Origin of the sequence: Streptomyces sp. AK010, assembly GCF_014207295.1 — a bacterium.
In the GTDB taxonomy this organism is placed as follows: domain Bacteria; phylum Actinomycetota; class Actinomycetes; order Streptomycetales; family Streptomycetaceae; genus Streptomyces; species Streptomyces massasporeus.
The window spans coordinates 75,763-92,283 of the sequence record NZ_JACHCX010000013.1 but is presented as its reverse complement, the minus strand read 5'-3'; the positions used below and the strand labels follow the sequence as shown (position 1 = coordinate 92,283).

18 protein-coding genes, 1 other RNA gene and 2 pseudogenes are annotated in these 16,521 nt (G+C 71.5%); 11 read left to right on the top strand and 10 right to left on the bottom strand.

What is annotated here, in order from left to right; translation table 11 throughout:
- Positions 1-200: pseudogene (locus HDC93_RS38690) on the bottom strand (RDD family protein); the annotation flags it as partial.
- 283 nt (positions 201-483) lie between these two features.
- Between HDC93_RS38690 and HDC93_RS24105 the strand changes: the two are divergent.
- The 3 genes from HDC93_RS24105 to HDC93_RS24095 are packed head-to-tail and all read left to right on the top strand — an operon-like array spanning position 484 to position 3,403.
- Positions 484-1,341 (top strand): MaoC/PaaZ C-terminal domain-containing protein, encoded by an 858-nt coding sequence (locus HDC93_RS24105; protein ID WP_185012936.1) that lies wholly within the window; start codon positions 484-486, stop codon positions 1,339-1,341.
- A 32-nt stretch (positions 1,342-1,373) separates the two neighbouring features.
- Entirely contained in the window at positions 1,374-2,450 is a 1,077-nt protein-coding gene (locus HDC93_RS24100) for a Zn-dependent alcohol dehydrogenase (protein WP_185012935.1), read from the top strand.
- A gap of 11 nt (positions 2,451-2,461) precedes the next feature.
- Positions 2,462-3,403: a 3-oxoacyl-ACP reductase gene (locus HDC93_RS24095; RefSeq protein ID WP_185012934.1), complete on the top strand. Its 942-nt coding sequence runs from the start codon at positions 2,462-2,464 to the stop codon at positions 3,401-3,403.
- 115 nt (positions 3,404-3,518) lie between these two features.
- Here HDC93_RS24095 and HDC93_RS24090 read toward each other — a convergent pair whose 3' ends face one another.
- Both HDC93_RS24090 and HDC93_RS24085 read right to left on the bottom strand, forming a co-directional pair.
- Positions 3,519-3,686: a hypothetical protein gene (locus tag HDC93_RS24090; protein ID WP_185012933.1), complete on the bottom strand. Its 168-nt coding sequence runs from the start codon at positions 3,684-3,686 to the stop codon at positions 3,519-3,521.
- A 97-nt stretch (positions 3,687-3,783) separates the two neighbouring features.
- Entirely contained in the window at positions 3,784-4,995 is a 1,212-nt protein-coding gene (locus tag HDC93_RS24085) for a hypothetical protein (protein WP_185012932.1), read from the bottom strand.
- A gap of 200 nt (positions 4,996-5,195) precedes the next feature.
- On the opposite strand from HDC93_RS24085, the gene HDC93_RS24080 reads away from it, so the two are divergent.
- Genes HDC93_RS24080 through HDC93_RS24070 form a run of 3 tightly spaced genes read left to right on the top strand, consistent with a single transcriptional unit; the run spans position 5,196 to position 8,454 of the window.
- Complete coding sequence (locus HDC93_RS24080; protein WP_185012931.1) at positions 5,196-6,050, top strand: Nif3-like dinuclear metal center hexameric protein; 855 nt, start codon at positions 5,196-5,198, stop codon at positions 6,048-6,050.
- The gene (locus HDC93_RS39390) at positions 6,047-6,790 is read left to right on the top strand and encodes a zinc ribbon domain-containing protein (protein WP_097216317.1); all 744 of its coding nucleotides are present in this window, start codon (positions 6,047-6,049) and stop codon (positions 6,788-6,790) included. The genes HDC93_RS24080 and HDC93_RS39390 overlap by 4 nt, the downstream gene beginning before the upstream one ends.
- A gap of 20 nt (positions 6,791-6,810) precedes the next feature.
- Positions 6,811-8,454: a bifunctional RNase H/acid phosphatase gene (locus HDC93_RS24070; protein WP_185012930.1), complete on the top strand. Its 1,644-nt coding sequence runs from the start codon at positions 6,811-6,813 to the stop codon at positions 8,452-8,454.
- On the opposite strand, the gene HDC93_RS24065 is transcribed toward HDC93_RS24070, so the two are convergent.
- The 4 genes from HDC93_RS24065 to HDC93_RS24050 form a co-directional block, all read right to left on the bottom strand.
- Positions 8,429-9,079, bottom strand: coding sequence for a bifunctional 4-hydroxy-2-oxoglutarate aldolase/2-dehydro-3-deoxy-phosphogluconate aldolase (locus HDC93_RS24065; protein WP_185012929.1), 651 nt, complete (start codon positions 9,077-9,079; stop codon positions 8,429-8,431). The genes HDC93_RS24070 and HDC93_RS24065 overlap by 26 nt on opposite strands.
- Positions 9,080-9,152: 73 nt before the next feature.
- Positions 9,153-9,935, bottom strand: a complete 783-nt coding sequence (yaaA, locus tag HDC93_RS24060) for a peroxide stress protein YaaA (RefSeq protein WP_185012928.1) — start codon at positions 9,933-9,935, stop codon at positions 9,153-9,155.
- 54 nt (positions 9,936-9,989) lie between these two features.
- The gene (locus HDC93_RS24055; protein ID WP_185012927.1) at positions 9,990-10,568 is read right to left on the bottom strand and encodes a hypothetical protein; all 579 of its coding nucleotides are present in this window, start codon (positions 10,566-10,568) and stop codon (positions 9,990-9,992) included.
- On the bottom strand, positions 10,568-11,320 hold the full coding sequence (locus tag HDC93_RS24050) for a MerR family transcriptional regulator (RefSeq protein WP_185012926.1): 753 nt from the start codon (positions 11,318-11,320) through the stop codon (positions 10,568-10,570). The genes HDC93_RS24055 and HDC93_RS24050 overlap by 1 nt, the downstream gene beginning before the upstream one ends.
- A gap of 163 nt (positions 11,321-11,483) precedes the next feature.
- Between HDC93_RS24050 and HDC93_RS24045 the strand changes: the two genes are divergently transcribed.
- The 3 genes and pseudogenes from HDC93_RS24045 to rnpB all read left to right on the top strand — a co-directional run bounded on the left by HDC93_RS24045 (position 11,484) and on the right by rnpB (position 13,045).
- Entirely contained in the window at positions 11,484-12,062 is a 579-nt protein-coding gene (locus tag HDC93_RS24045) for a Uma2 family endonuclease (protein WP_185012925.1), read from the top strand.
- Between the two features lie 285 nt (positions 12,063-12,347).
- A pseudogene (locus HDC93_RS39740) lies at positions 12,348-12,512 on the top strand (EamA family transporter); the annotation flags it as partial.
- Between the two features lie 127 nt (positions 12,513-12,639).
- Positions 12,640-13,045: RNase P RNA component class A (gene rnpB / locus HDC93_RS24035), an RNA gene on the top strand.
- Between the two features lie 233 nt (positions 13,046-13,278).
- On the opposite strand, the gene HDC93_RS38675 is transcribed toward rnpB, so the two are convergent.
- Positions 13,279-13,638, bottom strand: a complete 360-nt coding sequence (locus tag HDC93_RS38675; protein WP_260419729.1) for a DUF6907 domain-containing protein — start codon at positions 13,636-13,638, stop codon at positions 13,279-13,281.
- Here HDC93_RS38675 and HDC93_RS39735 point away from each other — a divergent pair.
- On the top strand, positions 13,546-13,782 hold the full coding sequence (locus tag HDC93_RS39735) for an integrase core domain-containing protein (protein WP_398986307.1): 237 nt from the start codon (positions 13,546-13,548) through the stop codon (positions 13,780-13,782). The genes HDC93_RS38675 and HDC93_RS39735 overlap by 93 nt on opposite strands.
- Here HDC93_RS39735 and HDC93_RS38670 read toward each other — a convergent pair.
- Complete coding sequence (locus tag HDC93_RS38670; protein WP_311774612.1) at positions 13,724-14,104, bottom strand: Fic family protein; 381 nt, start codon at positions 14,102-14,104, stop codon at positions 13,724-13,726. The genes HDC93_RS39735 and HDC93_RS38670 overlap by 59 nt on opposite strands.
- Positions 14,105-14,290: 186 nt before the next feature.
- Positions 14,291-15,001, bottom strand: a complete 711-nt coding sequence (locus tag HDC93_RS39385) for an excisionase family DNA-binding protein (RefSeq protein ID WP_221517080.1) — start codon at positions 14,999-15,001, stop codon at positions 14,291-14,293.
- Positions 15,002-16,188: 1,187 nt separating this feature from the next.
- Between HDC93_RS39385 and HDC93_RS24010 the strand changes: the two genes are divergently transcribed.
- Positions 16,189-16,464, top strand: coding sequence for a hypothetical protein (locus HDC93_RS24010; RefSeq protein WP_185012922.1), 276 nt, complete (start codon positions 16,189-16,191; stop codon positions 16,462-16,464).
- The last annotated feature ends 57 nt before the right edge of the window (positions 16,465-16,521 follow it).

Below are 16,521 nucleotides of genomic sequence, written 5' to 3'. Positions count from 1 at the left end.
ACTCGTGTGCTGTCGGGGCTGGTCGGGCCGGTGTCGGTGGAGCCGGTCACCCGCGTGCCGTCGAGGCCGGTCGGACCTGTGCCGTCGGAGCCGGCCGGAACCGTGTTGTCGGAGCCGGCCGGAACGGTGCTGTCGCCACCGGCCGGAACCGTGCCGTCGCAACCGGCCGGAACCGTGCCGCCGGAGCCGGCCGAACCCATGTCTCCGCCGCCTGGCGACCGACGCTCCCCCGGCAGCCCCCGCCCCGCCCCCGTCGTCGGACACCGTCAGCCGCACCGTTCCCCGCGAGCTCCGCGCCGACCCGGCCCGAAGAATCTGACACAGTGTCAGGAGTCTTCACAAGTGTCAGGGCCTCGGCTATACAGAGGGCGCGGGACTGGAACGCGTTTCAGTTCGCGTCCCGGTCCGGCACCGGACGGCCTCGGTGCGGCCGACGGTGCGGACGGCCGTACCGAGGTCCTTCCTCCGGCGATCAGGAGCCCCATGCCCATCGACGCAGCCAAGGCGCTCGCCGCCGGACCCCGGACCGTTGCGATCTCCTGGGACCACAGGGACGTGCAGCTCTACCACCTCGGCATCGGCGCGGGCAGCCCCGCCACCGACCCCGACGAGCTGCGCTACACCCTGGAGTCCCGGCTGCATGTCCTGCCGAGCTTCGCCACCGTCGCGGGGGGCGGAAAGCCCGGCGTGACCAGCGGCCTGTCCATGCCCGGCATCGAGGTCGAACTGGCCCGCGTCCTGCACGGCGGCCAGAGCCTCGTCATCCACCGGCCCCTCCCGGCGACGGGCACCGCCACCGCGACCAACCGGATCGCCGCCGTCCACGACAAGGGCACCGCGGCCGTCCTCGTGCTGCGCACCGACGTCGCCGACGCCGACGGCCCGCTGTGGACCAACGATGCCCAGATCTTCATCCGCGGCGAGGGCGGCTGGGGCGGCGACCGCGGCCCCTCCACCCGCCTCGAACCGCCCACCGGCGAGCCCGACCGGACCGTCGAGCGGCCGGTCCGCGACGACCAGGCCCTGCTCTACCGCCTTTCCGGCGACTGGAACCCGCTGCACGCCGACCCGGAGTTCGCCGAGCTCGCCGGATTCGAGCGGCCGATCCTGCACGGCCTGTGCACCTACGGCATCACGCTCAAGGCCGTCGTCGACACGCTCCTCGGCGGGGACGTGACCCGGGTGCGGTCCTACGCCACCCGCTTCGCCGGGGTCGTGTACCCGGGGGAGACCCTGCGGATCCGCATGTGGCACACGCCGGAGTCCACCCGGGTCGCCGTCAGCGCCGTCGAGCGGGACGACGCGCCCGTCCTCGCCGACACCATCGTCGAACACACCTGAGTCCAGAACGCCGTACGAGGGGAGCCCGCACCATGCGCGCAGCCGTACTGCACGAGATCGGCCAGGACAAGCTGGAGGTCCTCGACGACGTCGAGGCGGTGGGGTTCGGGCCCGGCAGGGTGCGGATCCGGGTGCGCGCCACGGGACTGTGTCACTCGGACCTGTCCGCGATGAGCGGGGTGCTGCCGCAGCCCGGGCCGTTCGTGCCCGGGCACGAAGGGGCGGGCGAGATCCTCGAAGTCGGCGAGGACGTCAGCCACTTGAAGGCAGGCGACCGGGTCGTGGTGTGCTGGCTGCCCGCCTGCGGCGCCTGCCCCGCCTGCAAGCGCGGCCAGACCCAGCTGTGCCTGGCCGGGTTCATGAACGCCGGCACCCCCAACTTCAAGCGCCCCGGCGGGGACGTCTTCGGCTTCGCCGGCACCGGCACCTTCACCGAGGAGGTCGTCGTCGACGCCGGCTGCGCGGTGCAGATACCCGACGACGTGCCCTTCGACATCGCCGCCCTCATCGGCTGCGGAGTGACGACCGGCCTCGGCGCCGCGCTCAACACGGCCGAGGTGGAGGCCGGTTCGTCGGTGGCCGTCATCGGCTGCGGGGGCGTCGGCATCTCCGCGATCCAGGGGGCCCGGCTGAAGGGCGCCGCGGAGATCGTCGCCGTCGACCCGGTGGCCTCGCGTCGCGAGTCGGCGCTGAGATTCGGCGCGTCGCGGGCCGTCTCCCCTGAGGAACTGCCCGATGCCAAGCAGCAGGTGACCGGCGGCGAGGGCTTCGACTACGTCTTCGAGGTGGTCGGCAGGTCCGTCACCGCCCGCACCGCCTACGAGAACACCCGGCGCGGCGGCACCCTCGTCATCGTCGGCGCGGGCGCCATGGACGACTTCCTCCAGCTCAACATGTTCGAGCTGTTCTTCGACGAGAAGCGGATCCTGCCGTCGATGTACGGCGGCGGTGACGTGCTGACCTCCTACGAGCGGACCATCGCCCTGTGGCGGGCGGGCCGTATCGACCTCGCGGGCCTGATCACCCACCGGGTGCCGCTCGCGGACATCAACGAGGCCCTGGACCAGATGCGCACCGGGACCGCCCTGCGTACCTGCATAGAGATCTGAGGACTCCGCCGATGTCACTGCCACTTCAAGGGCTGTCCGCCGTCGTCACGGGCGCGGGCCGCGGGCTCGGCCGGGCCGAGGCGCTGGAACTCGCCCGGCTCGGCGCCGCCGTGGCCGTCAACGACTACGGGCAGCCCGGCCGCGACGGTTCGGGCGAGGCGTCCGCGGGGCCCGCCGAGGAGGTCGCCGCCGAGATCCGGGCCTCGGGCGGTACCGCGCTCGCGCACACCGGTGACGTCTCCGACTTCGCACAGGCACGCACGCTCGTCGAGTCGGCCGTCGACGCGTTCGGCAGGCTCGACATCCTCGTCAACAACGCGGGCATCCTGCGCGACCGCATGGTGTTCTCCATGGCCGAGGAGGAGTGGGACTCCGTCCTGCGCGTGCACCTGAAGGGACACTTCAACACCACCCGGTTCGCCGCCGCGCACTGGCGGGAGCGGTCCAAGCGGGCCGGCGAGCCGGTGTTCGGGCGGATCGTGAACACCTCCTCGGAGGCGTTCCTCGCCGGTTCCGCCGGGCAGCCCAACTACGCTGCGGCCAAAGGCGGGATCGTCGGCCTCACCACGTCCACCGCCCTCGCCCTCGCCAGATACGGCGTCACGGCCAACGCCATCTGCCCCCGCGCCCGCACCCGGATGACCGAGGACGTCTTCGCGGGCGTCGAGCAGCCCTCCGGCAGCGGCCTCGACCCGCTCGCCCCCGAGCACGTCGCCCCGCTCGTCGGCTATCTGGCCTCACCCGCGGCCGCCCACGTCAACGGGCAGCTCCTCGTGGTGCACGGCGGGATGGTCGCCGTCGTCGAACGGCCGCGTCTCGCCGTGAAGTTCGACAGCAAGCAGGACACCTTCACCTACGACGAGCTGGCGGCCGTCCTCGGGCCGTACTACGCGGACCGGCCGGCCGGGGAGACGTTCGCGGCGGCGGAGGTGCTGGGCCTGAAACGCGGGTGAGAGACACCGAAAGCGGTGAGAGACATCGAAAGCGGTGAGAGACATCGAAATCACGGAACGGCCCTCCCCGCTTGTGGCGGGAAGGGCCGTTCGCCGTCTGGTGACCGGCGTGCCGTCAGGCCGCGGTCACGGCCTGCTCGCTCTCCGCCACCGGCTTGCGGTGACGTCCGCGCGGAGTCGTCTCGCCGTCCCGCGTGGAGACCTCTCCACGGTGCCGGCCGGGGCCGGTGGAGGACTGCTGGACGTCGGCATTGCGCGGCTGGTTCGTGCTGGCGTCACTCATCGGATGGAATTCACCCCGTCAACATGATCTTTTTTACAGCCGGGTGAGTCTAACCGGCCCCCCTGACCCCGGATCCAGGCAGCCACGCCAACCGGCACTAGTTCGTTACAAGGCGTCCCAACGGCGCTTCCTGAAGGGGCACAGGGCGTGGAGCGGAGGGCGCCGGAGGCTCGGCGGGCTGAGCCGGCGGTTCCGCGGGATGTGCGGAATGTTCCGCAACCGGCGCCGCCGGCCCGGGCTCCGGAAGCGGCGCCGTCACCGCCCCGGGCTCCGGTTCGACGGCCGGCGGCGGACTCACCTGCGCCACCCCGCACGGCACGGCCTCCGTCGCGTACGGCAGCCGCAGCACCCCCTCCGGCGTCCACAGGCCCGAGCCCGCCAACCACCCCTCGGGAGCCCGGAAATGGTGCACCCGCCGCTCGGCGGGCCGCCAGACAGCGACCCAGCTGCCCGCCGGCCCGTCCACGCGCAGCGCCACCGCACAGCTCTCCGGCGTCAGCACCTGCCCCGGCTGGATCGCGAACGGCGTGACGGAGCAGTCCCGCACCCGCAGGCACTCCGGGAAGCGCACCGGCAGTGAGCTGCCCAGGACGCCCCAGCCCAGCCGGTCCTGCCCCGGCGAGGGCGCGTCCGAGCGGATGATCAGCAGCCCGCTGTCGTGGTCGGCGAGCAGCAGCCGGTCGTCGCTCTCGGCGGTGATCTGCAGCAGCGGCGACACCTCGCCGCCGCCCTCCAGGTCCACCACGACGGACTTGGTGTGACCGCCGGTCTCCCGGTCCAGCGCCAGCAGCCGTCCCGACCGGTCCAGCCAGACCCCGCCCGAGCAGCGGCCGGGCAGTTCCGCCAGCCGCTCGGGCCCGAAGGCGCCGCCCGCCACCAGCCACACCGACGTCGCACGCGGCCCGACGGCCAGGGCGTAGGCCCGCTCGCCGCCCGGGGCGGGCGGCAGCAGCCGCAGCCTAGCGGCCCCGTCCGGGCACTCGACCGCGCCCAGCGGCAGTTCGCCGGTGCCGGGCCCGGTCGGATAGAGCAGCGAGAAGGCGTGCCGCCCGGCCACCACGCGGTGGATGAGGACCCGCCCGTCGGCCATCGGCTGCACCTCGGTGCCGGGCTCCTCCGGCTGGTTGCGGGGCAGCGGCACCGCGTACGGCTCGGGGCCGTCCAGGGTCCAGCGCTCCGGGAACCAGGAGTCGCCGGCCGACGCGAGGCGGGCGCCGTAGGCACCGTCCGCGGTGAGCGTGCAGCCTGTCGGCGCGGTCACGTCCTCGTCCTCGTGTCCCGCCGAAGGTTCGATCACACAGACCGTCATCGTTCGGTCACCTCCAGTGACGAACGCTAGGTATCGCACGCGCGGACGGGGAATTCCTCGGACACGGACTTCACACATAAGGGTGTTCCAGGAACGATTCGCCTGAGGAAAAGGGGGCGATTGTGCTGAGCGGGGCCATGGGTGCCGGGAGCGGGCGGTGGCGGTGCAACGCCACAGATCAGGCGGGTAGCCTTGCTCCCGTGCCCCGTCTGTCTGAAGTCATCGCCGCGCTGGAGACCCTGTGGCCCGCCGAGCGGGCCGAGTCCTGGGACGCGGTCGGCACCGTCGCGGGCGACCCGGACCAGCAGGTCATGCGGGTCCTGTTCGCGGTCGACCCGGTCCAGGAGATCGTCGACGAGGCGGTGAAACTGGGCGCCGACCTGCTCGTCACCCACCACCCGCTCTATCTGCGCGGCACCACGACCGTCGCGGCGACGCACTTCAAGGGCCGCGTCGTGCACACCCTCATCAAGAACGACATCGCGCTGCACGTCGCCCACACCAACGCCGACACCGCCGACCCGGGTGTCTCCGACGCCCTCGCGGGCGCGCTGGACCTCCGGGTCACCGGGCCGCTCGTGCCGGACCCCACCGATCCCGCGGGCCGCCGGGGCCTCGGCCGCCTCTGCGCGCTGGACCACCCGGTGACCGTCCGCGAGTTCGCCGCCCGCGCCGCCGAGCGGCTGCCCGCCACCGCGCAGGGCATCCGCGTCGCCGGCGACCCCGAGGCGCCCGTGCGCACGGTCGCCGTCAGCGGCGGTTCCGGCGACGGCCTCTTCGACCAGGTCCGCGCGGCCGGGGTCGACGCCTTCCTCACCGCGGACCTGCGACACCACCCCGTCTCGGAGGCCCGCGCCCACAGTCCCCTCGCGCTGCTCGACGCGGCGCACTGGGCCACCGAGTGGCCCTGGTGCGAGCTGGCCGCGAGCCAGCTCGACGAGATCTCCGACCGGCACGGATGGGACCTGCGCGTCCACGTCTCGAAGACGGTCACCGACCCCTGGACCGCGCACGCGGCCTCGCCCCCTTCTGATCCCCTTGGAGCCCCGAACTGAACGCCGCGCCCGCCGACCAGATCCGACTCCTCGACGTCCAGGACCTCGACGTCCGCCTCCAGCAGCTCGCGCACAAGCGCAAGTCGCTGCCCGAGCACGCCGAGATCGAGTCGCTGACCAAGGACCACACCCAGCTGCGCGACCTGCTCGTGGCCGCGCAGACCGAGGAGAGCGACACCGCCCGCGACCAGACCAAGGCCGAGCAGGACGTGGACCAGGTGCGCCAGCGCGCCACCCGCGACCAGCAGCGCCTCGACTCGGGCGCCGTCACCTCCCCCAAGGACCTGGAGAACCTCCAGCGCGAGATCGCCTCCCTCGCCAAGCGGCAGGGCGATCTGGAGGACGTGGTGCTGGAGGTCATGGAGCGCCGCGAGTCCGCGCAGGAGCGGGTCGCCGAGCTGACCGAGCGCGTCACCTCCGTCCAGTCGAAGATCGACGACGCGACCGCGCGCCGCGACGCCGCCTTCGAGCAGATCGACGGCGAGGTCGCCACGGTCACCAAGGAGCGCGAGGTCGTCGCCGCCTCCATTCCGGCCGATCTGCTGAAGCTCTACGACAAGCTGCGCGGCCAGCAGGGCGGCGTCGGCGCGGCGAAGCTGTACGCGCGCAGCTGCCAGGGCTGCCGGCAGGAGCTCGCCATCACCGAGCTGGCCGAGATCCGCAAGGCCGCGCCCGACACGGTGGTCCGCTGCGAGAACTGCCGCCGCATCCTGGTGCGCACGTCCGAGTCCGGTCTCTAGGCCTGCAAGGAGCCCTTCCGGTGCGGGAGTTCATCGTCGAGGCCGACGGCGGCTCGCGGGGCAACCCAGGGCCCGCCGGCTACGGGGCCGTGGTCAGCGACGCGGCGACGGGGGAGACCCTGCGGGAGACCGCCGAGTACATCGGCGTCGCCACGAACAACGTCGCCGAGTACCGCGGCCTCATCGCCGGCCTGCGCGCCGCCCACGCGCTGGACCCGACGGCGACGGTCCACGTCCGGATGGACTCCAAGCTCGTCATCGAGCAGATGTCGGGCCGCTGGAAGATCAAGCACCCCGACATGAAGCCCCTGGCCGCGCAGGCGGCCCGGATCTTCCCACCCGGCCGGGTCACATACGAGTGGATGCCGAGGGCCCAGAACAAGCACGCGGACCGGCTGGCCAACGAGGCGATGGACGCGGGGGCCAGGGGGGAGCGGTGGTCGGAGACGGCGTCGACGGCGGGACTGGACACGGCGGGTGAGGGTGCCCCCGGGGGTGCCGGGGTCTCCGGGAGTGCCGGGGCCTCCGGCAGTGCTGGGGCTTCGGGGAGTGCCGTGGCCGCTGTCCCGCCGGAGCCGCCCGGCGACGCGGCGGCGGGGGCGGCGCGAGTGCGCGGAGCTCTGGCGGAAGGCGGCGCGGCGGCCGCGGCGGCCGGCTCGGGCCCGGATGCCGCGCGGGCCTCGACGGAGCCGGGCCAGGGTGTCCCGGCCGGGGCGGCTTCCGGCTCGGCGACGGATGACGCCGACACCCGTGCCGCGCAGGCCGACGCCGATGCCGACACCCGTGCCGCGAAGGCCGATGCCGATGCTCCTGCCGATGCCGGTGTAGCGAAGGCCGATGCCGATGCCGATGCCCGTGCCGGTGCCGTGAACGCCGATGCCGATGCCCGTGCCGGTGCCGTGAACGCCGATGCCGAGACCCGCGCCGCTCAAGCCGTGAACGCCGATGCCGAGACCCGCGCCGCTCAAGCCGTGAACGCCGGCGCCGACACCCGTGCCGCCAAGACCGTCGCTGCTCCCGGCTGGGCCCCCGCCGACATGGGCGCACCCGCCACCTTCGTGCTGCTGCGGCACGGCGAGACGCCGTTGACCCCTCAGAAGCGGTTCTCCGGGAGTGGCGGCACCGACCCGTCCCTGTCCGGCACCGGCCGGGAGCAGGCCGAGCGGGCTGCCGCGATGCTGGCCCGGCGGGGCACCATCCAGGCCGTCGTGTCGTCGCCGCTGGCCCGTACGCGGGAGACCGCCGGGATCGTCGCCGCCCGGCTCGGACTCGATGTGAGCATCGACGACGGACTGCGCGAGACAGACTTCGGCGCCTGGGAGGGACTCACCTTCGCCGAGGTGCGCGAGCGGCACCCCGAGGATCTGAACGCCTGGCTGGCCTCACCGGACGCCGAACCCACCGGCGGCGGCGAGAGCTTCGCGGCGACGGCCACCCGGCTCGCCGCCACCCGCGACAGGCTGGTCGCGGCCCACGCCGGCCGCACGGTCCTGCTCGTCACCCACGTGACCCCGATCAAGACGCTGGTCCGGCTCGCCCTGGGCGCCCCGCCGGAGTCCCTGTTCCGCATGGAACTGTCGGCCGCGTCCCTGTCGGTCGTCGCCTACTACGCGGACGGCAACGCCAGCGTCCGCCTCCTCAACGACACGTCCTACCTGCGCTGAGCCCCGCCGCCGCACGGGCCAGCTCCTCGACGCGGCCCCAGTCGCGGGCGGCGAGGGCGTCCCGCGGCAGCATCCAGCTCCCGCCCACACAGCCGACGTTGGGCAGGGCGAGATAGTCCGGGGCGGAGGACGGGCCGATCCCGCCCGTGGGGCAGAAACGGGCCTGGGGGAGCGGCCCCGACAGCGACTTCAGATACGCCGTACCGCCCGCGGCCTGCGCCGGGAAGAACTTCATCTCCCGCACCCCGCGCTCCAGCAGCGCCACGACCTCGGACGCCGTCGACACCCCCGGCAGGAACGGCACCCCGGAGGCCCGCATCGCCTCCAGCAGCACGTCCGTCCAGCCCGGGCTGACCAGGAAGCGGGAGCCCGCGGCCACCGCCTCCGCGACCTGCGCGGGACGGATCACCGTCCCGGCCCCGACCACCGCCCCGGGCACCTCCCGGGCGATCTCCCGGATCGCCTCCAGGGCCGCCGGCGTCCGCAACGTCACCTCGATCGCGGGCAGCCCGCCCGCGACCAGCGCCCGCGCGAGGGGTACGGCGTCGCCGGCATCCTCGATGACGACGACGGGGACGACGGGCGCGAGGTCCAGCACGGAGGCGGGCAGGGCAGGGGAGACCATGGCGTCATCCTGCCGTCGGCATGCATGCTGCGCAAAGGTCGTTGCGCAGCATGCAACGCACCTCCGGCGTCCGCTAGTGGATCTCGTCCACCAGCACGTCGAGCGACCAGCTCTGCCCCGACTTCGCCGGAGCCTGCGCCTCCACGACGTACCCGAGATCCTTGAGCGCCTCCACCAGTTCGGCCGGCCCCTTCGGCTCGGCCCCCGAGGTCAGCAGGCTCCGCACGATCCGCCCCTTGGTCGCCTTGTTGAAGTGGCTGACCACCTTCCGGGTCGGCGCGTGCACCACCCGCACGGACGCCGTACGCCCGGCGACCTCGCCCTTCGGCTTCCAGGCGGCGGCATACGCGGCGGACCGCAGATCCAGCACCAGCCCACTCCCGGCCACCTCGGGCAGCACCGACGCCATCGGCGTACGCCAGTGCGCGCCCAGCGCCCCGAGCCCCGGCAGCTTCACGCCCATCGAGCACCGGTAGGACGGAATCCGGTCCGTCACCCGCACGGCACCCCACAGCCCGGAGAACACGAGCAGCGAGCGCGCGGCCCGCCGCTTGGCGGCCGTGTCCAGGCTCGCCAGACCGAGGGAGTCGTAGAGCACGCCGGTGTAGATCTCCCCGGCCGGCCGAGCCCCCGCCGTGCGCAGCTCCGCGTTCTTCGCGACCTCGCCCCGCAGCCCCTCGCTCAGGCCCAGCACCTCACGCGCCTTGTCCGCGTCGCCGGCGCACAGCTCGACCAACTCGGTGAGAACGGCCTCCCGGGCGGCGGTCAGCCCCGGCAGCGACAGCGACTCCGGCTTCAGCGGGGCACCGCGGCCGGAAGAGGCCTTGCCTTCGGACGGCGGCAGCAGGACAAGCACGGGGTACTCCTTCGATCGAACTCCGCCGACAGCGTACGGGGGCGGACGAGGAGCTCAGACGCGTGCCCGGCCGAGAGCGCGGACGAGGCCGTCGGGGTCGTCGGCGTGGAAGCGGACGACCCGCACCTCCCGGCTCCGCCCGAGGAAGCCGACGTGCGTGACGGGTTCCGTCAGTTCCAGCGTGACGCTGGTCTGCGAGCCCACCTCCACATCCAGCTCCCCGTCGGCCCGCTCGTGCGTCATCCGCAGCTCACGCCGCACGGCACCGACCCGCCCCAGCGGCACCAGCAGATCGACATGGACGTACCGCCGGATCCGCAGGGTCCCGCGGTCCGGATCCAGCACATGGGGTCGTACGACGGACGAGGCGTGCAGCGCGACGACGAACACGATCGTGTACACGTCCAGGAAGAGGAACGCCGCGTGCACGGCGGGCCAGTCCCGCAGCAGCACGGACAGGGCGACCGTCTCGACGACACACACGAACGCGAACCCGGCCATCATCGATCCCTGCCCGCGCGCGTACCCGAAGGCCACCCCGCCGCCCGTCCCGTGCGTACGCCGCGCCACCCACAGGGCCAGACTCGCGAGCAACCGCACCTCGTGCCGGACCAGCAGCCACCCGACCCTCATCACCGCTCCTCGGCGAGGATCCGCAGCGCGCGGCGGACGGCCTCCGCCTGGGCCGGGGCGAGATCGTCGTAGAAGGCGCGCAGGAAACCGTCGTCCGGGTCGAGCTCCCCGGCCTCCGGAAACAGTCCCGGCGGAATGCAGTCGGCGAGTGTCAGGGCGGCCTCCTCGACGCGCGGGTCGTCGGGGTCGGCGTCGGCGAGCGCGTCGAGCAGCGCGTACGCCTCCCCGGCCCGCGCCACGGCCCCCGGACTCCCCAGCGCCTCACCCACCGACGCCACCATCCGCTCCCGGTCCTCGGCCGGCATGGCGGTCTCCAGGAAGGCGATGATCTCGCGGTCCTTCACGGCCATGGGCGAGTCCGACAGATGCGAGGTCCCGGCGAACAACGCGGCCAGCTCGGGCGACACCGGCCCCTCGGCGGGCATCCCGCCCTCCGCGTCCAGCAGGGTCCGCAACCGCGCCCGCCGCTCCCGCAGGGCCGCCTCCTGACGCGCCAGATCCTCGTCCAGCTCGGTCAGCACCTCGACGAGGTCCTTCCCCGCATCGTCCGCGAGCACGTCCCGCACCTCGGCGAGCCCCAGCCCCAGCTCGGTCAGCCGCCGGATCCGCGCCAGCACGACGGCATGCCGCAACCCGTACTCCCGATACCCGTTGGCCCGCCGCTCGGGCTCGGGAAACAGCCCCAGATGGTGGTAGTGCCGCACGGCCCGCGTGGTGACACCGACGACGGCGGCGAGTTCTCCGATCCGCATACGACCAGTGAAGACGTTGACGCTACGGCAGGGTCAAGCGAGAGGTTCGGTGTCTGACGGCGGCGTTGATCGTGTGCCACGATCGAGGGAAGGGATCCCGATCTCACGGACAGGTGATCAGCCGATGTCCCAGTCTGGCGAGCGACCGAAGGAGGGGCGTGACATGACTGCCATGGCCCACGAGCCGCGCTCGCAGGAAGACGTCCTGCTGGAGGGCTTTCTCGCCCTGGACACCCCGGAGGGTTTCCGGGCAGAGCTGATCGAGGGGGAGATCGTTGTGACGCCGCCGCCGGACGGGGATCACGAGAAGTACATCAGCCGGATCGTGAGGCAAGTGATCAGGCGCTCCCGGACCGACATGGACTTCTCGGGGAACAAAGGGCTGAAGCTGAGGAGAGGGGGCGGCTGCCCCAAGAACCACCTGATTCCGGACGTCACCTTCGGCCTCATCGAGCGCGACTTGTTCGCCGGAGCCGACTCGTGGATGCCCTGCGACGGCGTCGCCATGGTGATGGAGGTGACCTCCAGCAAGCCGCAGGCCGACCGCGAGGCCAAACGCCGTTGCTATGCCCGCGCGGACATCCCGCTCTACCTGCTCGTCGACCGGGACACGGCGCAGGTCACGGTGTTCAGCGAGCCGAAGGGGGACGACTACCGCGAGCACTGCGCCCGCCCCTTCGGCAAGCCCATCGCTCTTCCGGAACCGTTCGCCTTCGACCTGGACACGGCCGACCTCGTCTGATCCCCTGTGGGCCGGGAGTGCGACAGGGGGATGCGCGAACAGACCAGCTGGACCAGGGCCCGCCTGGGCCGTGCCGGTCCGCCCCTCGACCTCCTCACCGCCCACCCCCTGCCTCACGCTCGCCGCCGTCGTCCACGCCCCCGCGGCCTTCCTGACCAGGCCCGCCACCATCTCACGCTCGCCGCGTCGTCCACGCGCCCGCGGCCTTCCTGGCCAGGCCCGCCACCATCTCACGCTCGCCGCGTCGTCCACGCGCCCGCGGCCTTCCTGGCCAGGCCCGCCACCATGCCGTCGGAGAAGGTCCTGGCAGCCCTCGCCCGCCTGGACGTGGTCTGCACCGCGATCGCGTTCGTGGCCTTCCTGGAGCTGATCAAGGAGGTCGGCCCGACCCGGGCCGGCGTGATCACGTACCTCAACCCGGCGGTGGCGGTCGCCGCGGGCGCGCTGTTCCCGGACGAGAAGCTGGCCCTCGGCATCGGCGTCGCCTTCATCCTGATCCTGGCGGGCTCGGTACGGGCCACGGCGGCCGCGGCGCCGAAGCGCGAGGTGCGCCGGGTACCATGGGCGACACGGCAGACGAGCCGGGCGGACGGCCGCGTGGAGTCCCCCTGACGGGGAGCTCCCCGAGGAACGTCCGGGCTCCACAGGGCAGGGTGGTGGCCAACGGCCACCCGGGGTGACCCGCGGGACAGTGCCACAGAAAGCAGACCGCCGGGGACCTCGGTCCTCGGTAAGGGTGAAACGGTGGTGTAAGAGACCACCAGTGCCCAGGGTGACCTGGGCAGCTAGGTAAACCCCACCCGGAGCAAGGTCAAGAGGGAGCACCTCGGTGCTCCTGCGCGGACGATCGAGGGCTGCCCGCCCGAGTCCGCGGGTAGACCGCACGAGGCCGGCGGCAACGCCGGCCCTAGATGGATGGCCGTCGCCGGCGGGACCGCGAGGACCCGCCGGAACAGAACCCGGCGTACAGCCCGACTCGTCTGCCGTCACCTGCGGCTTTGCCTTGGAAAGGGCCTCTGATCTGGGACGGAGGCCCTTTCCGGTCTTTCGGGGGCTTGCCGTGTTACGCGGCGAAAAGTCCCTCGGACAGCGCTGAAAGTCCCTGAAAAGTCCCTGCAGCGGAGGGGCCGGCGACGCCTTTGAGCAGCGCGTTCGCGACAGTGGCTGGGACCTTGGGCTGGAGTCGTCCACCTCGGGACGGTCTTGATCGGCTGGCTTACGCGCTCTCGGCGCTGGTGATCGTCTCGGTCCGCGCGGCCCATTCGGCGCGGGCGGCGGCGAGCCGGGGGTGCATCGCACGAAGTTCTTCAACCTGCCTGGCCACCGTCTTGTTGAACTCGGACAGCTGGTCCGGATCCGTCGGGCGGGTGTACGTGCCGGCGGCCACTTCGACCAGAGGGTCTGTGTAGCGACCGGTGGCTCCGGCGCAGACTCGTACGACAACGCGATGGCCGAGGCACTCAACGTCACTTTCAAGGCCGAACTGATCGAACACCAAGGCCCCTGGCACGATGCTGACCAGGTCGAACGCGCCGTCGTGCAGTGGGACGGCTGGTACAACACCGAGCGCCTGCACTCCGCACTCGATTGCCTTCCACCCGAGGAGTTCGAGGCGGCCTACAGGTGTCCACGATCAAGGGGAAGCTTCACTGCGCAGCTGATCAGGCGGGACGTACCAGGGCGTCGAGCATCTTCTCCAGTAGGTCGTTGTTCGCGTTGAAGCTGGCCACCGATGCGGCGATGTTCTCCTCTTGGTCCATGTCCTGCCAGGAGATGGTGTATCCCGCTTCGCGGGCGAGTTGGGTGAGAAAGGCGCGCTGGGTGCGGCCGTTGCCTTCCCGGAAGGGGTGGATGGCGTTCACATCGCCGTACAGGTCGGCCAGGGCTCGGATGAACTCCAGGCGGTCCAAGCCTTGCAGGTGGTCGTTGTCGGCGAGCTTGTGGAACACGTCCTTTGCGAAGGACGCGATGTGGATCGACGGGCAGAACGATGTGCCCTTGGAGATCTCAATGGTTCGCAGCTCCCCGGCCCACGGGTACACGCTGCCGAAGATCCGCCGGTGGAACGGCTTGCAGGTGTGCGAGGTCGTAGCTGCCAGGCAGAGGCTGGGCGTCCAGGATGGCGAGTTCCACGGCGGCGATGTCCGCTTCGGCCTCGGAGAGCTCGGTTGCGTCTGTGATGCCGAGACTGTTTCGAAGGACACCGTTGGGCTCGCTGTAGGGGTCGGTCACTCAGCGGCCTTACGGGTGTAGCGGGCGAGGGTGCGGGCGCGCAAGGCTGCGGCGTCGAGTTCTCCGCGGGCGTAGGCGTCGAGGCCGGCGGTGGTGTCTGCGCTGACGCGCAGCCCCTCGGCCTCAGTGGAGCCGATGGCGGAGGCGACCGCCACTCGGCGACGTTGGGCTTGCTCGTTCTGTTCGCGTCGTCGGTAGTCCTCTAGAGATGCGGCGTCCACGCGGCGGTGGGTGCCGACCCTGCGAAAGTCGATCACGCCCTTGTCGAGCAGCTTGACCAGGTGCGGCCGGGAGACGCCGAGGGTCTTCGCCGCCTGGATAGTGGACAGCTCCGCACTCTTGGCGATTACCTCGACGGCGCGGCCGGAGGTAATGAGCGCCATGGTCTCCATGAGGACCGTCAGGGCTTCACGTGGCACCTCCATGGTGACCTTGCCCGCTTCGGCGACGGTGATGTGGAACGTCTCGGCACTGCTGGTGAGGGCGTCACGTAGGCACGGCACGGCCTCCTCGACGCTGCGTTTGCGCTGCTCCTTCCGCGTCCGCTGCGCCTGGGTCCCACGCAGTGTGGGCGGGTTCTCGGTGGGGCGCTTGCGTGGCACCTTCTTCCGAGAGCGGGAGGTCTCGATCTCGTGGCTGAAGGTCGTCGTACTGTCGTCGGTGGGGTGCTTCTTCTGCTTGGCCGGTTTCTGTTCCTGGCGGCTCACGGGCACAGGTGCGTCCTCAGCTTTGAGTGGCTGCTATCACCCTCAACCATATGAAACAAGTGAACCAAGTGCAATATGTGTAACTACTTGAAGTGACGGCGCTGCCCCTTGCTGCACCGGAGGGCAGCAGTCCGCGCCTTGTCCCGCAGGTCGTACGGCCGCAGTGCCATGGACCGTCCGCGCCCGGGTACGGGGCCAGGGTTTTCGCCCCAGCCTCGCGCATCCGCTCGGTGGCCTGGTTCGGATTGATTGAGGCGAGGCGGCATCCCAGCTCCGTACTGACTGACGGCTCGCTCCGCCAGCAGCGTAGAAGTGGTCACGGGCATCGAGGCCAAGTCGTGTACTGCCAACAGTTGGAGCTCGCTGTGGTCACCGCGATCCTGGTCCTGCCGAGACCTGTGAACGCAGCGAATTCGAGTAGGGCCAGCAATGGGCGAGGGCTCCACGTCCTTTGGGCGCACGTTCGCCTCCCTCATGCCTGAAGCCTCCCGACCGGATGGGCCCGAGAAGTCCCAGCGGCCGCATCGGGCCCTCCGCCTTACGTAAAGTACCTGGTCAGGCGGGTCGGGGTGTGGCCGTGGCCAAGGTTGACCCACAGTGGGCGTACGGCCCGACTCGTCGGCCGTTCCGTATTTCCGCAGTTCGAAGCGCATGCCCAGGGCCCGGCGTACGCTCTGGTCGGCCGGGGGAAAATCCGGTAGGCCCGGCGTCGGCTGTGGTGTGCATGTGATCAACGGTTCAGACTCCTTGATCACCCCGTCGCGCTTCACCAACGCGGTGACCGGTGCCGCGCTCTCCGTCACAACCGTGGTGTCTCGCCGCCCGAGCGTGCTCGCCCCCTGTCCAGGCTCGGCGTCAGTGTCGATGTCTTCTGCATACTCGGATGCGCGACGAAATGTGCCTCTGGCGGCTGTCCCGTCTCTGCTGACGTTCACCGGCCCGTACTGGGTGGGGCGGGGTTCTCAATCCGGCCACCGGGGCGCTCGGGCAGTGGACATGGTGGGCGGCGTTCGTCGTGTGGCTGCTCCTCGCGAGCCTCGTGCTTGTCTTCCGCAGGCGCCGCCGGGCCAGGGCCGAGCGGACCCAGGATGCCGGGCCGGTACCGGCCGTGACGGAAGGGGCATACAAGTGAGGCGCTTCCTGCATCGTGTCTGCCGCGTCATCAAGCCGGTCCTGGAGTCGTGGCGGTGGCCGCACTTCTCGTGCTCACGCTCGTGCCGCTGCTGAAGGGCGCCACGCCACAGATCGCCAGCAACCTGAGCGGATTCACGGAGAGCCCCCTCGCCAACACCGGACCGCTTGTCGGGGATCTGAACGCCATCCCCAAAGAAGTCGACTGCATGAAGAGTTACGCGGCCGACCCCGTCAACATCATGGTGAACCATCCGCCCGTCATCGGCGCACCGGAGCACCCCGACTCGGTCCACAGTGGCGTCTATTCCGTGTGCCACGTGGACCGGTGACTCCAAGGGCCCGAACCGGGTCTTCACGTACAGGTCCGAGACGAACTACCCCGGCGG

Bases quoted from the DNA above. Each gene is read 5' to 3' on its own strand.
- HDC93_RS24105 (WP_185012936.1), top strand. From the start codon at position 484: ATGCCCATCGACGCAGCCAAGGCGCTCGCCGCCGGACCCCGGACCGTT.
- HDC93_RS24100 (WP_185012935.1), top strand. From the start codon at position 1,374: ATGCGCGCAGCCGTACTGCACGAGATCGGCCAGGACAAGCTGGAGGTC.
- HDC93_RS24095 (WP_185012934.1), top strand. From the start codon at position 2,462: ATGTCACTGCCACTTCAAGGGCTGTCCGCCGTCGTCACGGGCGCGGGC.
- HDC93_RS24090 (WP_185012933.1), bottom strand. From the start codon at position 3,686: ATGAGTGACGCCAGCACGAACCAGCCGCGCAATGCCGACGTCCAGCAG.
- HDC93_RS24085 (WP_185012932.1), bottom strand. From the start codon at position 4,995: ATGACGGTCTGTGTGATCGAACCTTCGGCGGGACACGAGGACGAGGAC.
- HDC93_RS24065 (WP_185012929.1), bottom strand. From the start codon at position 9,079: ATGGTCTCCCCTGCCCTGCCCGCCTCCGTGCTGGACCTCGCGCCCGTC.
- HDC93_RS24055 (WP_185012927.1), bottom strand. From the start codon at position 10,568: ATGAGGGTCGGGTGGCTGCTGGTCCGGCACGAGGTGCGGTTGCTCGCG.
- HDC93_RS24050 (WP_185012926.1), bottom strand. From the start codon at position 11,320: ATGCGGATCGGAGAACTCGCCGCCGTCGTCGGTGTCACCACGCGGGCC.
- HDC93_RS24045 (WP_185012925.1), top strand. From the start codon at position 11,484: ATGACTGCCATGGCCCACGAGCCGCGCTCGCAGGAAGACGTCCTGCTG.